General features: G+C 43.4%; 5 protein-coding genes. All 5 read right to left on the bottom strand.

Translation table 11 applies throughout. The annotated features are described in order from the left end of the window. Window positions 1-6: 6 nt before the first annotated feature. Genes AAGA18_10320 through AAGA18_10300 form a run of 5 tightly spaced genes read right to left on the bottom strand, consistent with a single transcriptional unit; the run spans window position 7 to window position 15,779 of the window. The gene (locus tag AAGA18_10320; GenBank protein ID MEM9445734.1) at window positions 7-867 is read right to left on the bottom strand and encodes an alpha/beta hydrolase; all 861 of its coding nucleotides are present in this window, start codon (window positions 865-867) and stop codon (window positions 7-9) included. Between the two features lie 42 nt (window positions 868-909). Further along, entirely contained in the window at window positions 910-2,520 is a 1,611-nt protein-coding gene (locus tag AAGA18_10315; protein ID MEM9445733.1) for an alkaline phosphatase family protein, read from the bottom strand. Further along, the gene (locus AAGA18_10310; protein MEM9445732.1) at window positions 2,517-2,816 is read right to left on the bottom strand and encodes an acyl carrier protein; all 300 of its coding nucleotides are present in this window, start codon (window positions 2,814-2,816) and stop codon (window positions 2,517-2,519) included. The genes AAGA18_10315 and AAGA18_10310 overlap by 4 nt, the downstream gene beginning before the upstream one ends. Before the next feature lie 13 nt (window positions 2,817-2,829). Then, window positions 2,830-7,761 (bottom strand): beta-ketoacyl synthase N-terminal-like domain-containing protein, encoded by a 4,932-nt coding sequence (locus AAGA18_10305; GenBank protein ID MEM9445731.1) that lies wholly within the window; start codon window positions 7,759-7,761, stop codon window positions 2,830-2,832. 26 nt (window positions 7,762-7,787) lie between these two features. Continuing rightward, window positions 7,788-15,779, bottom strand: coding sequence for an SDR family NAD(P)-dependent oxidoreductase (locus AAGA18_10300; protein ID MEM9445730.1), 7,992 nt, complete (start codon window positions 15,777-15,779; stop codon window positions 7,788-7,790). Window positions 15,780-16,238: the final 459 nt, after the last annotated feature.

The following is a 16,238-nucleotide window of genomic DNA, read 5'->3' as shown; positions in this document are numbered from 1 at the left end:
TCCCCTTTACTTGTTACCTAGGATAAAATTTCTAACATGATCGACGACTACATCGGGACGGACCATGGGGAAAAAATGACCAAGATTGGGAGCAATTACCACCTTTGCCTCTGGCAAAAGTTTTTGTAGTTCAATGCAGGTATCAAGGCATTGGGATTCCCCACCATAGAGTAATAAAACCCTAGCTGTGATTGATTCAATCAAATCAGATGTCAGCTCGGCGACTTTGTTAAAGTCATTGGTAAAAGTGGTTTCTTGCACTAGCTTCATCCAGCGTTTGGCGGATCGACTCTTTCCATCCCAAGACCCATTATTTAAAATAAGTCCAGGTAGTGCGTTAGTATTTGCATCTCCAGACTCAATCATGGGTATCAATTCTTCAAGCATGGCATAGACTACTTTAGGAGTACCCTCTGGAATGGTGACACCTTTCGCTTCGATTTGCATCTTGCGATCATGCCACCAATTAATGTCATCAAAACCATGCATGGGTTGTAGGGACTGAACACGGCAATCTATTAAGGACAAGCTTTGAACTCGGTTTGGGCACATGGCAGCAAAGTGCAATGAAACAGCACCTCCGTAGCTATGTCCGACAAGGTGCGCTTTCTCGATTTCAAGCTGGTCCATCATGCTAAGTAGATCTTCAGCTAGGTCTTTGGTGACATAGCCTTCAGGCAGCATTTCAGATAGCCCATGACCTCTTAAATCATATACTGTCACATGAAAGTCTTCCACAAAATGAGGCATAATCTTGAAATGCCAGAAGGCCTGGTTGGCTGCCAGGCCATGAATCATAATGAGGTCTGGTCCAGAGCCGCGCTGTTGGAACGAGATCTTAAGGCGATTCGTCTGTAAATTAGGCAAAGTATTCTCCCAGTCTATTTGCTAATGCTATACTCAATGATGTTATTCCATGTAGCCTAGACTTTTCAGACGCTCTAGAATGACATTCTCATCATTTTCCTCAACATCCCCAGCTTTAGAGTTCTTGGCAACTTCATCCTCTTGGCTTACATCAGCAATAACAGGAGGGTTTACTGTAATGTAGTCTGAGTCAAAAGCATCCAAAGCAACCTTGCCATCATAATTAGTAGGAATAGACAGGCCCATACTATAGAGCAGGGTTGGTGCTACATCTAATATAGAAAGCTTGCCGATCTCTTTACCCTTCTCGATATTCTTGCCTGATGCAATAAAGATTCCGTTGGGTCGGTGAGTTCCTTTGACTTCAGAGCGAGGCTTCACAATCTCATTAGATTTCATAATGGAAATGAATCCGCCATCACGTAAATAAACGGTAATATCTGGAGCTTCTTCCATGGCTACGCCTGGGAATGCACGTTCGCGTCTGATGGTGTTGATTACCACAGGAGTTCCAGTCTTGGGGTCTTTCCAATCGAGTAATTTGGTCTCGATTTCTTTACAAAACATTTCGTGTTGCTCAGGAGCTATACCGCTTTGGCCTTCTTTTTTAGCAATACGAATATAGACACCGTTTGCACTAGTTGTCTTAGCATAAGCAACAGTCTTATCAAAATCGATGGTCTCAAAATGATCTCTCATGTTATGAGCGGTAAGAGATTCCTTGTCATCCTCTTCTGCGGTTGATTTCCATGTGAGGTAACCTTCTTTTTCCAGCCAAGCATTGATATAGAAGACCTCCGTTGTTGAGCCAAAGCCGTGGTCTGAGACTACTATTGCTCTGGACTCTTCTCCCGCAGCTTCAACGAGTTGCTTTAATAATCCATCCAGGTGATTGAAATAAGTGTAAGAATAATCTCTAGCTTCAACTTCCCAAGGCTCCGGGTTTTTGGGGTAGAACTCAGGATCTAATAGTCTCCAAACTTGGTGCTGTAAACGGTCAACACCCTCAAATACCATAGCGATCAATTCGGTGTCCGTGTTTTCGATGAGTTCTTTGGCAATGGCAAACCAACCGTTTTCTTTGCGCTTGAGGTAATCGATCCACGTTTTAAGATTTTGAAAGTCAAGAGAGCTTCCCAAAGGCTTTCTTCCTTCATCTAAGTCCCATGAAGTATCCTTTACGTCAAAACCAGGTAAGTCCTTAATTTGATCCCAGAATGCTCTCGGATAAGTTCCGGAGCGCAGTACACGTGAAGTCACAAAACCAGGGACGATGTATCCATCAAATGGATAACATAGATAGGTAGCTGGAAAATTTAGAACGCCTGTTTTCTTTCCCTGTCTAGCGGTTAATTGCCAGATAGGTTCTGACTGGATATCACGTGCATTGGCCAAACGGAATGAAAGGCGAGTGCCATTTTCATCGTTCACTTCTTCAGAACGAATGAAGTCAAAGATCCCGTGATGACCGGGTCCTCTGCCTGTTATCATAGAGGTCCAAGCTGGTGGGGTCACAGGGCAAGGTGTGGACATAAGCTCGGCTTTTACTCCTTTATGAATGAGGGATTTCATGAAGGGCATAACGCCAGCTTCAATCATAGGGTTAAGTGCAGTGAATGTTGCACCATCAAGACCTAGGAGCAGAGTTTTCATGATCTTTCCTCCATTTGAGTGTTTAAGAATTCAGCTATTTCAGGAACAGTCAGATCTGTTACTTGGCGACCATCCTTAAGAAGTAATTTTTCTGAAGCAAGGTTCTTGATTCCAAAATGTTGTTCAAGCGATACCATGAGTTGGACGATCTCCACCGACTCAAATGATAAATCACCAACTAGCTTGGTTTCATCACCAATTTCCCCATCAAAGTCGTCGAACTCCCAGTCACTAGTCATGTCTTTGATGATATCAAGCACCTCATTTACTATTTCTTCTTTAGTATATACTTTCATTCGTTTTTTATTCCTATTCTTTCATTGTTAAGAATTCTTTTGTGTTTTTAAATGTGCATGCGATCACGCGATTATCTTCAATAAACGTGTTTATTTCGAATTGGAGTCCAGACAAGGAAGGGAATGAATTTGAAAAGTCTTCGGAGCACTCTATAGAGAATTTGCCTTTTTCGATATCAAACTCCTTGATGAACCAATTTTTTGGATTACCTCCCAATCCAAAGCCACTAGCTTTACCGGCAGCTTCCTTGGCGCACCAGCCTCTCAAACACCAGTTATTCCTTTGGTGATCTGAAATTTTAGTAAAAAGGTTATTTTCTTCCTCTGTAAAAACGAATTGAGAGAATCCATGTTCGAGTTGTTTCAACACCTGCACATCGACACCAACTGCAGAGTTGGGACTATCTGTAGCTATGGCAGCCGCAAAGATGCCAGAATGACTAATGGAGACTTGCAACTGTCTGTCAAATTGTGGCAGCCAAACTCCATCGACAAATGGTTTGCCGTGCTTATCATTTAAGATTTCGACATCGGCAGGACATAATTTTAATTGGTGATTACGCTCGAGTAGTTTCCTAACGGCATCTTTTGCAGCTGCTCGCCCGAGCAACCATTGAATTTTTCGTTCATCATTACCTAATAATTGGTTCCAGGTATCTCTCTCTTTTCTCGAAAGAATTTGATGTGCTAAGACTCGCAACCAGATTCTTCCACCCTCTAGGAGTAAGCTTTTTGTAAACCAATCCACCAAGCGGAAGCTACTTCTCTCTGCGTATGATTTAGGTAAAAGATCCGATCGCTCATGACTTAATACAATTTGAGGACTGTTATGAAGGATGCCATAGAAAGTCTCTGGTAAAGCGAAAGTCTTCACTTCCCAGCCTCGAATCGTTGCATGGTATTCTCCGTTGGCATTAACTAAGTCAATCTGGGCACGATAGCGGTCTGAGGTGATGGGCTTAATATGCAATCTTCCTTCTACTCTTTCTCCCTCTGGCAGAGTAGGACCGTAAATTTTTAATTCCTCCAGCTTGTAAGGGAACATATTGAACTTGCTGTTATCATGTTCGGCATGCCAGTGTGCTAGGAGTTGGCCTGCGGCATCCATAAGAGCAGGGTCAGCGACGAATGTAGGATCAGCGTTCGAGGCAAACATATTCTTCCTGGTGAGCCCTAGTAATGTTCCGATGACTCCATCATTTCCCCATGCTTTTATCTCCTCGATCCCTTGGAAGTTTGGACCACTAAACATACCCATGGTGTAAAGATTGCCTTGGGAAAAGCGGGAAGCTCTAGGGGAAGACAACGAGAAGGTTTTTGCTTTTCTCGGGCTAGGGTATTGTTCAGCTAGTTCTACATTTGCTCGGATGTGAGGAGGGACAGCTTTATTGAGATTTTCAATCTCAGTCATAGCAACTCGCACAAGACCGTCAGCGTTTAGTGATGCAGTCAGAGCGACTTTGAGTGAACCCCCTTCAGCGGTGACCCATCGATTTGCTTCTATGTTTTTTATTGAGGTAACAATTTTACCAGGGAATAAAGCTGCAGCGGCCTGGGCAATCACTTCGATACTCATGGTGAGCGGGTTAACTAAGAGCGCTTTTAAAGCTTTATCATAATGAGATACTTTTCCACCTAAAGCATGATCAGCCAGGAAAAGGTCTTCTTCTTCTTTGAATTCATATTGGATCAGGAGTCGTTTGCCCTCTTCTATTTCAATAATGTTTTCAGTGAAAGGCAGCTTAGTGTTAGATGATGTCTTAGCTCTAAGGCTATTAGTATATACTTTAGCTTGTGGAGAAGAGTTTCCTTGCGATGGACTAAAGATTCCAAGCATCACGGCTTCTTGAGATTTGAGGAAAATATCCATCGTTTTGAAATGTTCATGGACGGCCTGTTCACTAGGTGTTAGCTCAACAGGTATAGAGTCATTTTGAGGCTCTTCTTTGCTAATGACGTCTTTGCCTAATTCAGTCAGACGGTTTGTAGTCTCGACACTTTGTTTTTGCGGAGGTGAAGCATTTTGAATCTTAGGCCTTCTAGAAGAAAAATCTTTTTGGAAGGAAGAAAGTTCACTGCTATCTAATGCTAATTTGGGCAATGCAAGATTAAGCTTGGGGGGGCGCTTTGAGTTGCTCTCGATATAATCAAAATCAATCTCTTTGAGAGAGCGTGCTTGATAAAGATAAGATAAATCTAAATCTAGACCTTGAGCAATCGTAAGACCCAAAGCTTGTTGAAGCTGGAAGAGCTCAGGTTTATGAGAAAGGTTGGTGGCAGAAGCCGCATATTCCTGACCCTTGAGAGTATCATTAACAAAAGAGGTGAGATTACCTCCCGGGCCTACTTCTATGAAGATACGAAAGCCATCATCATACATTTTTTTAATGGTGTCACGAAAACGAACACAGCTTACCCATTGCTTAATAGCTAATTGGCGTACCTCATCTGGGTTTTGAGTGAAGAGCTCGGCGGTGGCACAAGAATACATGGGGATTTCAGGGGCGTTGATATCTAATTCATTGAAGAAGCGCTTGAGCGGCTCCATAGCAGAACTAAACATGGAGGTGTGGTAAGGTCTATTAAATGGTAAGGTGCTACACGTTGCACCTTCGGTGTTTAGCTCTTTTATGGCTTGGTCGATATCCCGTTCATTTCCGCAAATGATTATTTGAAAGGGGCAATTATCCATAGATATCTGGAGAGATCCCCCTACTTTGGATACAACTCTAGCCGCAATCTCTGTATCGTCTGAACCCACAGCGATGAGTTTTACCTTAGGAAGCTCCTTTTCTCCCAATTCTGAAACAGCGCGCACGGTTTGTTTTCCCTTGAGGACATACTTGATCAAGTCTTTCTCTTCCGAAAATGGAAGGGCTCCAGAAGCTTCTAAGGCAGCAAACTCACCGCTACTGTGACCTAATACTGCATGAGGTTTGATGCCGAATTGAGATAATAGACTGAAGAGCGCGCGGTTCGCTGTGGTAGTTGATTGCACAGCTATTTCCATTTCCCAAATGCGATCTTCTAAGTGACGGCGTTCATCATCTTGAAGCCCAGTAGGTGGGGGATATAGAATATCACTCAGAATATAATCTAAGCCTTCTTCAAGAAAGGCGGTATCAGCTAGATCGAGACAATGCCTTACACACGGGAATTGTCTGCTAAGCGTGCTCAGCATGTTGACATATTGCGAACCTTCTCCAGGAAACAAGAAAGCGATTTTACCATCTAGACTTAAAGGGTGTTCGAAAAAGTATGTGCCTGAACGAACTTTGATTTGTTTACTGGAAGGATCTTCTAGCTTTGAGATAGAACTACTGATTTTCTTAAAGAGTTCTTCTTTTGATTTAACGACCATGGTTAGTCGTTTAGTGTCTTGGCTGTAAGCCTTATGAAGTGTGTAAGCCAGTTCGTTAAGTTCGAGTTCAGGTCGCTTTTCAATTTCCTCAAGAACGCGGTGTAGTTTTTGAACGAGTCCACGACGGTCTGGTGCATCAAAAACAAGTAACTCAGAGTCCCATTTGCGTTCAAAATTCTCCGACCCGGTATCTTGAGTTTGGATATGTTCCTCAAGGATGGCATGCGCATTAACACCACCGAAACCAAAAGCATTAATTCCTGCGCGTCTGTTATTGTCTTTATAGCCATGAACCCATGGTCTGGTTTCTGTATTTATATAGAAAATGCTTTTGGAATTTTGAAGAGTATCAATTGGTTTTTCGCAATTGAGCGAAGGAGGCAGTGTTTTATGATACAGGGCAAGTGATGTTTTAATCAAGCTGGCAACGCCCGCAGCAGGGATAAGATGGCCTATCATCGACTTCACGGAGCCAACAGCACAAGATGCAGCAATTCTAGAGCGAACGCCAAAGACCTTTTGAAGCGTCCGCAGCTCGACCTCATCTCCAACGGGCATGGATGTGCCGTGAGCTTCAATGAGGCCTACTGTTTGAGGATCAATACCGGATTCCTCATAGGCTCGCTCTAAAGCAAGAACTTGACCTTCATGCCTTGGGGCAACAATACTCTTAGCTTTCCCGTCACTAGAAGTCCCAACTGCTTTTAGAATGGAATAAATACGGTTGCCATCTTTCTCCGCATCTTCGAGACGCTTTAAGACCAAGACGCCTACTCCATCTCCAAGTAACGTTCCATCCGAATTTGTATCAAATGGGCGAATGTTTCCATTCTTTGAGAGTGCACCTAATTCAGAAAAAAGTCTTAAAACCAGTATGTTTGCGCTAAGTTGTACGCCGCCTGCAAGCACCATGTCGCACCGTCTATCTCTTAGATCACGCATACCATGTTCCACAGCAACAAGGGAAGAAGCACATGCGCCATCTACACAATAGTTGACGCCAGATAAATTGAGGCGATTGGCAATTCTGCCGCTGGTCAGGCTTGATACGACACCTGGAGCTGTTTGTGCATCAAGAGGAGGCAGTGAAGCAATTAATTTTTCTTTAAGTGTGTTTATAAGCTCTGAGTCAATAGATGGATTAAGTTCTTGTAGTAGCTCAAGGGTTTGGTCAATGACATAACCGTGTTGATTGAGGTTGGCCAATCCTCGGTTAGCAAAAGTGCCACGTCCCATGATGACACCAGTCCGTTCTCGGTTAATGGGGATTTGAGGGTAGCCTGCATCTCGTAGGGCTTCATCAGCTACTCGAAGAGCTAGAAAGTGCTCTGGTTCAGCCCCATCTATTGCCTTGGGCATAATCCCATAGGTCATAGGGTCGAATCTTGCTAAGTCGTGGAGATAGCCGCCGCGCTTACAATAAACCTTATCATCGGTATTTTTATCAAACAGAGAAGGATTGTCTATGGCATCGTGTTTACTAACGATATTTTGCCAAAATTGATGCAAATTGTCGGCCCCAGGGAAAACGCAACTCATCCCCACGATGGCTACATCATTCGCTCTATCTGAAACTGAACCCATATCGTAGCATCCAATATAGAAAGCAATTAGCTAACCGGTTCTTTCTCTATGAGAACCGAGACGTTCTCTGAATTATTGATCCATGGTCCAGGGCCAATCACGAGTCTTACCTGAGGTCCTTTATGGTAATAAATTTCTTGAACGGCTGCGCGCCTTCCAGCTGGGACATGGACCATAGGGATTCCTCTTGATACAAATTGCCTTTGGACTTCTGGAGTTACCATGCCAGCACCACTCCAAGGCCCCCAGTTCATGGCGATTACTTTTGTCTTCCAAAGATTTCTTAAACGGCGAGCCATACGGTTTAATGTCTCATTAGCAGCTGCGTAGTCTCCTTGGCCAGGGTTGCCAAAGAAACCTGAAACGGATGAAAATATCATGGCAAGTTTTAAGCGTTTCGGGTCCAATACCTCTGAGAGTGTTAACATTGGATCAATTTTTGTTTTCCAAACTCTGTCAAAAGAATCCGCAGCTTTATCTATCAAATACTTGTCTTCGAGAACACCTGCTCCATGGATCAAAGCATCGATTCCTCCGTGTTTTTTATCGATATCATCGATTAGTTTTTTGAGCTCATTCGTATTTGTGACATCGCATGAATGGTATTCCACATGGCTGGCGAAAGTTCCAATATGCATAAGGCTTTTACGAATCTCACGTGCAGCCATGATGCGTTTGACTTGGTCTGCGACTTCTTTGATATGAAGTTTCTTTCCAGATTGAGTGCTCAGCTCGATGATTTTTTTCTTTAAGCCATTCTCATCCTCAATTCCAACAAAGGATGGATCCTCTTCTGTTGTTAACTCAGAGCGACCAACCAAGATAAATTTCGAACGAGTTGCTTGAGCAATCTCTTGGGAAATTTCGGAAGTGATCCCTCTGGCACCTCCAATGACTAAGACGAGGTCTTTATCTGATAAGTCAATGGCATAAGACGAGGGAACTTCATCCGGGAGTTCGTCTAAGTGTGCTCGAATGGCCAAGCGCTTATTGTCACGATAACCAATATCAATCGGTCCATCCTCATTTAATTCAGCCAAGACTTGTTCTAAGATATTATCGCTTGGGTCATATTCGAAATCAATCGTCCGAAATTTTGCTTTTGGCCATTCAGCAGCAGCAGTTTTCAGTAGCCCTGAAAGTGCACCTCTCCAAGGGTAACAGGCTTCAGAATCGATTGATGGATCAAAGTCGCCACCACCAATACTGAGGCTAATCACACAAGTGCCTGGAACGTTGACTAGTTCTTGTTCCATACTTTGTAGAAGGAATAATAGTCCTTTGACTTCCAAATCTACATTGGACTGCCATTCTTCTAGTTTCATGCCGGGGAACTCGGTGGTTTGATCGAGTGGAAGTAGATGGATAATGCCTGATATTTTTCCATGCTTCAGACGAAGCTCCTCTATGTTCTTTTCTGCAGTACTCCTACCTTTTAGAGATTCAGTAGGAAAGATCTCTACTTTCCCGCCTCGATCGGAAATCATCTTGCTGAGTTGATGGCAGTATTTTTTTTCACTTTGAGTCAAAATAAAGACTTTTCCTGAAAGATCCTCGGGGATTTTGGACTCTAACGGCTGCTCAAAAACGAGCTCGGTGCATCGTGGGCATTTATCTATGAAAGCTTCTGTTGCAACAGAGCTTGTGCTATTGGTATTTTGACGTAAGTCCTGTGTTTCTTGTGGTAGTTCTACTAAATCTAGACCTAGTTGTGATAGACCTTCTAAGATTTGCTCGAGAGACTTAGAAGAAGTCATTTTATCCATGAACCATTGAGGTGGTTCAATCAGATCTGGAAAGAGTGAGCGCCTTACACCCGCAACAATCTCAATTCTTTTTATCGAATCAATACCTAGGTCAGCTTCCATATCAGCTTCCATATCCAACATTTCTTGTGGATAGCCAGTTCTCTCTGCTACGACTTGAAGGAGCTCGCCCTTTAAATCGGCTGCTGAAAGGTTAGATGTCGAAGCAGGTTGTGTTTGCACAGCTGGTTCAGGAATCTCCTTACTCTCTTTACCTATCAGTCCAGTAAGGCCATCTAAGATATTCTGTATAGTTTTAGCCCCTGACATCTTTTCCATGAACCAAGAAGGAGGTTCAGTCATTTCGGGTATAACCGCTTTACGCACTGAGGAAACGATCTCAACTCTCTTAATGGAATCGATGCCTAAATCTGCCTCCATATCAGCTTGCATATCCAACATCTCTTGTGGATAGCCAGTTCTCTCTGCTACGACTTGAAGAAGCTCGCCTTTCATGTCAGTGGGATAGCTAGTAGATTTAGAGGCAGAGTTTTGTTCAATAGAGGGAGGACTTTTCTCTGCACGAGTTCCTCCAATGAGTTCCGTGAGGCCATCCAATATATTTTGAAGTGCTTTAGCCTCTGACATTTTTTCCATGAACCAGGAAGGAGGCTCAGCCATTTCAGGCATAATGGCTTTACGCACTGAGGAAACGATTTCGACTCTCTTGATGGAATCGATTCCAAGGTCTGCTTCCATGTCAGCATTCAATTCCAACATTTCGGCAGGATAGCCTGTGCGGCTCGCTGCAATTTCTAAAAGTTGCTCTTTAACTGTAGGTTGTGTTGAATTCGCTGCAATTGTTTGGGGAACTTTTTCCTCGATTGGCTCGCTAGTGAGTGAAGCTGTCTGGGCCTCAATTGAGACTTGAGCAGATGTTGCTAGAGTCGTTCCATTAGAAACAACATTTTGAATTGCAGGAGATGGCACACTTAGACTTGCTCCATTTGCAAACGAGCTTCCCTCTTGATGAAGTAAACGACTTAAGACATTTTCTTGAGTTGCCAAAAATTGGCGCATGGTTTCTTGATACTGACTAAAAATCTCTAAGCTGCCTGGTGAGCTAACTATAGGATAAGATGGTGAAGCAGATGGTTTTCTATTAGAGTGAGTTTCCATGCTATGATTATTTGACGGACTAGTCATAGTATTCTCCTGAGCTAATAGTTCTTGGTTTATTGCCTTCGTCATAGTGGCCTTGGGTGTAGGTATTGCAGGTGCTTCTGTGCAAGGTCTTGCCAGGGCCCCATTAACTAACCAGTAATGTTTGGGATAGCCTTCCTTGGCAGTCTTAGCCAAGTTACGGAAATCAAGAACTTTTAAATTTCGGCCCTCATATAAGGGTTCTGCGTAAACTTCTATACCTTCTGCGCATAAGTTTGCGAGAGAATGAAGAAAAGCGGTGACGCCGTGTATCTTAGCATTATCAGTCGCAATGGCTGTATGCGCTTTGTCTTTTAATATGGTCGTCACCAACTTGGTAAGGACATTTTTCGGGCCTATTTCGACAAAGACTCTCGCGCCAGCATCATACATAGCCTCTATTTCCTTTTGGAAAAGGACTTGTTGAACGAGTTGTTGGGAAAGTAATTCACGGGGTTTTTGGCTGTCACTTGGATAAGTTTGAGCTGTGGCATTACTGTAAACTTTGAGATTGGGAACCTCAAATGATGTATTCTTCAAAGCTTCTTCGAAAGCTTTAGCTGCAGGTGCCATGATCGGTGAGTGGAAACCGCAGGATACTGGTAAAGGAACGTAGTCTATGTCATTTTTCTTGAGTGTTGCTATTAACTCGGAGATGTTCTCGCTCTTACAGCTAAGAATCGTCTGCTCTGGACTATTAAGGTTGGCCGGCCAAACGCCATCCATTTTTTCTAAGAGCGGTAGAAGGGTTTCTTCATTTGCCGAAACTGCAATCATTTTGCCAAGGTCTTTGGAAGCGTCGCTGGCAACCATATCTGTAATGGATTTTCCACGTTGCGCAGATAAAAGGAAAAGGGCTTCTTCATCTAGGCTTCCAGCAGCATGCAAAGCAACGAGTTCACCATAGCTATGCCCGGCAGCCATTTCGGCTGAAATACCAAATTTAGAAAGCAGATGGAGCATAGCAGTATCACAAACTCCAAGAGCGGGCTGAGCAATATCCGTCGAGGTGAGCTTCTTATTTTGTTGTTTTCGTTCTTCTTCGGTAAAAACGGAGATAGGAAAAATATAGTCACTGAGCTGAGTTTTAAAGCGATCAGTTAAGACATGGTTAGCTCTTTCGAACGTTTGGGCTACTTCAGGAAAGGTGATGGCCATGTCTCTAAGCATGTTTGGGTATTGTGATCCTTGACCTGGAAACAGGAATGCTACCTTTCCATTCTGAGTTATTGGTTGTTCTGAGAAATAAATACCAAGCTTTTGAAGGTTGGTGGATGCACTATTGCTTAGATGCTCAGACAGGGACTCTAATTGTTTGATAAGTTCTCGTAGAGAGCTAGTTACCAGTGCTGCTTTGATTTCTCCATTACTAAGAGCCTTGCGATGGCCGGTGTAGGCTACGTCGGCTAAAGATACATTTGCACCTGAAGTAGAAACGGCACGAATTTCTGAAAGAAAGCTCAAGATTCTTTTCTTGAGTTGTTCCTTGGATGCCGCCCCAAGAATGAACAACTCAGCTGGCCAATGTTTACAAGGTGACTCATTATGATGACTGATGGCTTGATCTTGGTACTCTTCTACTGTCACGTGGTAGTTTGTGCCTCCAAAACCAAAAGCCGAGATCCCAGCTCGACGCGCATGTCCATTGCGAATCCAAGGGCGGGTTTCAGTGTTTACATATAAAGGACCATTTTCTAATTGAGCTTTTGGATTGGGCCGATTGACGTGTAGAGTCGGCGGTAGTACGCGATAATAAAGTGAGAGAACGGCTTTCATCAGACCTACGACACCAGCAGTTGACTTCGTATGGCCTATCATGGACTTCACACTGCTAACAGCAGCAGAGCCTTTGGCAGCGCTGAAAGATTCGAGCAATTCGCGTAGCGCGGGGCCTTCGGTACTATCTCCGAGAGCTGTTCCTGTGCCGTGCATTTCAAAGAGTCCTACACTTGAGGGACTGTACCTGGCTTGTTCATAAGCCCTTGAAATCGTTCTAATTTGGCCGTTGTGGGATGGAGCAGTTAGGCTTTTGTGTTTCCCGTCTGAACCGCCGCCTGCACCTTTTATAATAGCATAAATGTGGTCACCATCTCTTTCGGCGTCTTCTCTACGTTTTAAAGCAACTGCCGCAACACCCTCACTGATAGCGATACCATCTGCACTTTCATCAAAGGTTTTGGATCTACCAGTTGGGGAAAGTGCTCCAGTTTGAGCAAAAGCCATATAACTAAACGCTGACTGCATGGTGTCGCATCCGCCAGCCATCACGAGATCACTAGTTCCGGAGGCTAGTTCTTGGCAAGCCAAATAAACAGCCGCAAGTGAAGATCCGCAGGCTGCGTCCACGGTGTAATTAACGCCGCCTAAATCGAAGCGGTTGCTGATTCGTCCAGTTATCACATTTAGCAAAATTCCCGGGAAACTATCTTCTGTCCATTTAGGTAATTGCTCCCAAACGGTTTCATCTAGTCCCTGGATAAGATTTGGTAACATGGAGCGAACAGCGTAGTTTGTTCCTAACTGCCCTAGACCACCACCTGCACCGAATATAACGGATGTTTTCTCGCGGTATGGGTTAGTTTCACGACAACTGATTTGGTCTAATAACCGGCCAATCAACTCCACAGAAAGCAATTGTGCCGGTTCAATACTTCTTAGCGCAGTTGGAGGGATACCATACTTAAAGGGGTCAAATGGCACGTCCTCGATAAAACCTCCCCACTTACTATTAATGGTATCACGAATAGATTTGTCTTTGTTATACCATAGTTTGAAATCAAAACGGTCTTCGGGTACTTCTCCAATGGCATCTTTTTTATCTAATATATTCTGCCAATAGGTTTCTAAGTCATTCGCGCCAGGTAGAAAGCCTCCCATCCCAATAATGGCAATGTCCAAGGCAGGTGGGGCAGGAGATGCTTCATTTACTACTTCTACGGAATCAGGACTAGCATGGAAATTTTTCAAAATCTCTTGAGATTCAAGAGAAATTTCCTGATGGAGGTCCCGAATGGAAAAGGGCTCCTGATGCATGCAAGCGACTTGACCAATCATGTACATACCATCGCGGAGTTGTTCATCCTTCTCTACCTCCGCATAAGGGCTCTCGCCTGGCTTTGGATTGTCAATACGTGTCACACCTTTGGATGCAATACGCAGACGGCCAACAGTAAGTTTTTCTAATGTTTTGCTGATGGTTTCATGGCTGACATCAGTTGATTGAAGACGCCGTTTTTCCGACTCGAAAAACGAAATAAATTCGGTGTCAGCACATCGAATGGCATGGCCAGGGCTTGACTCGATGACAACCGTTTTGTCTGCATCCTGGGCTACTTTCCGGAATTGTTCGACTACAGCAGAGCTTTCCACTATTTCATGAGTAAATAAATAGCCCGTTCCCATCAAGAGGCCAACTTGGACTCCTTTTTCAGCCAAAGGCTGAGCGATGGTAGTCGCCATAGCAGCGCTTTTAGCATCATGGATACCTCCAGCAAAGATGACTTGTAACTTACTTAACTCGGCTTCTGATAGGCCAGCGTTTAAAATGACGTGGACCATACTGTCCCATAGAACTAAGCTAGTCCGAGGTCCAACATGACCACCACATTCTCTGCCTTCGAAGATAAATTTTCTCGCTCCTTCATTGATAAAAATGTCTAGGATCGAAGGAGAAGGGACGTGAAGATAGCTGGATATTCCCTTGGCTTCTAAAGCAGAAGCTTGGTCAGGGCGTCCGCCTGCAATAATAGTATAAGAAGGGTGAACATCTAAAACTACTTCGAGCTGTTCTTTATATAGTTGAGGAGCATTGAAGCCGAGTAGACCTGCTCCCCATGGTTTTTCTCCAAGTAGAGCTTTAGTCTTTTCCATGAGTTCGCGGACAGCTTTTTGAGGCATCATAGCTAATGCAAGAAAGGGCAATGCTCCTCCAGTTGCTACTGCATTACAGAATTCCGCAGTGTCACTTACCCTCGTCATGGGCCCCTGTAGAATAGGGAATTCTATGCCGAGTGATTTAGCTAAAGGGCTTTGAGGTCTAGCTAGATTTTCCTCAGAGGCTGCTTTTACTTGCTTGAGTATTTTAGCTTGGAGAGCTGAAAGCATACCTGCAACGGATTTTGATTTACTGTAAAATGAGCTAGCCAGACAGGCATCTTGGCCTGTAAGCCATGGCCTATCCTCTATGGCTACGGACTGATTTAGGAGTGAGATTTGATCGTCCCATTCCGAAAATAATTCTGAAGCACGTTCAGACTGTGCCCTGCTTTTGGCTGAAATACTTAGAAGTTGCTCTTTTGCATGAAATCCAGGACTAGCTAAAAGTCGGAAGCTTTTAGCGAAAGGTCCAGGCAAAGCGATAGTCTCGCTGCCATCCATAGATTGAATCTTGTGCTTAAGCGCCTTTGGGACAGCAGATTCACTTGCGAGTGATAGTTGCCAATCCAAGACAATTCCTTTTGCCCCGCAAACCACTAGCGACGCAGCACTGTGAAATCCCGCTCCACCCCAAGCTACAACTGGGCACTTATTCCACTTGGTTAATTTTTGAGTCAGGACGAAGGCTGTTTCTTCTCCTACCCATCCGCCGGACTCATTTCCTTTTGCTACTATGAAATCAGCACCTAAGTCTACAGCTAGTTCTGCTTCTTCCAGACTGGTAACAACACAACCGATCCTCTGGGCTTTCTTTTTAAGTTTTTTGAAATCCTTTAGCCCAGTAGTTGGCGCTCTAACTTCTATTAATAAGATGTGTATACCCTCGTAAGAGTCGATGAGGGAATCCAGGCTTTTTAATTGGCAAGATGAAAGAATCAATCCGTATCTTGCATTAGCTAAATTTTCAAGCCGGGCGATGTGATTTCGTTTTTGTTTAATAGATAAACTATTGTTGATTAGGTTAAAAATCCCTATATGTCCTGCACGTGCAGCTGCGATGGCTAAGCCGGAGTCTTCGCATCCTTCTGGAGTAATGGCAAATAACTGAAACTGATTAAATGCGTGTGCCTCAAATACTTCCTCTGCCCCATTCAATGGCCTTGGGGTGTTACCGGTTTGCGCATTCTTTCTCATATCAAACTCTTTTGGCTATCATCAGCGTTCTGTTTTTAATAGCACCAACTAAACTGTTATTTTATTTCAGCAAGATAATCACTCGACAATGATTCATAAAAATTTTTTAAAAAGCAAAGTAATGTCCTTCATGTAACATATTTTTCAAAAAGTAAATAATTTTCGATAAATTTATTTATTTAATTTATGAATAAACAATTTTCGATAAACTTATTTATTTAAATTATGCCTGGTTATAATTATTATATTTCTTATCTAGACGAATTCATCCAAAAACAACTAGTTGATAAACCTGAAAACTTCAAAGAAGTATTCAAGAACGCAGATGAGTTTTGCTGCCTCTTTGTGATAGATACCGATCAAAACTTTAACAAATTTGTTTTTGTACCTTTTCCAGTAGAAGATTAAACCCTAGTTTTGCCTTATGAAAATCGTCCGTCGCATCTATACCCTCTGGAG

It is taken from the genome of Verrucomicrobiota bacterium, from assembly GCA_039192515.1.
Classification (GTDB): domain Bacteria; phylum Verrucomicrobiota; class Verrucomicrobiia; order Methylacidiphilales; family JBCCWR01; genus JBCCWR01.
The sequence above is the reverse complement of the archived record's forward strand: the minus strand, read 5'-3'. Positions and strand labels throughout refer to the sequence as shown.

Excerpts from the sequence above, each read along its gene's own strand:
- AAGA18_10315 (MEM9445733.1), bottom strand. The coding sequence starts at position 2,520 with ATGAAAACTCTGCTCCTAGGTCTTGATGGTGCAACATTCACTGCACTT.
- AAGA18_10305 (MEM9445731.1), bottom strand. The coding sequence starts at position 7,761 with ATGGGTTCAGTTTCAGATAGAGCGAATGATGTAGCCATCGTGGGGATG.
- AAGA18_10310 (MEM9445732.1), bottom strand. The coding sequence starts at position 2,816 with ATGAAAGTATATACTAAAGAAGAAATAGTAAATGAGGTGCTTGATATC.
- AAGA18_10300 (MEM9445730.1), bottom strand. The coding sequence starts at position 15,779 with ATGAGAAAGAATGCGCAAACCGGTAACACCCCAAGGCCATTGAATGGG.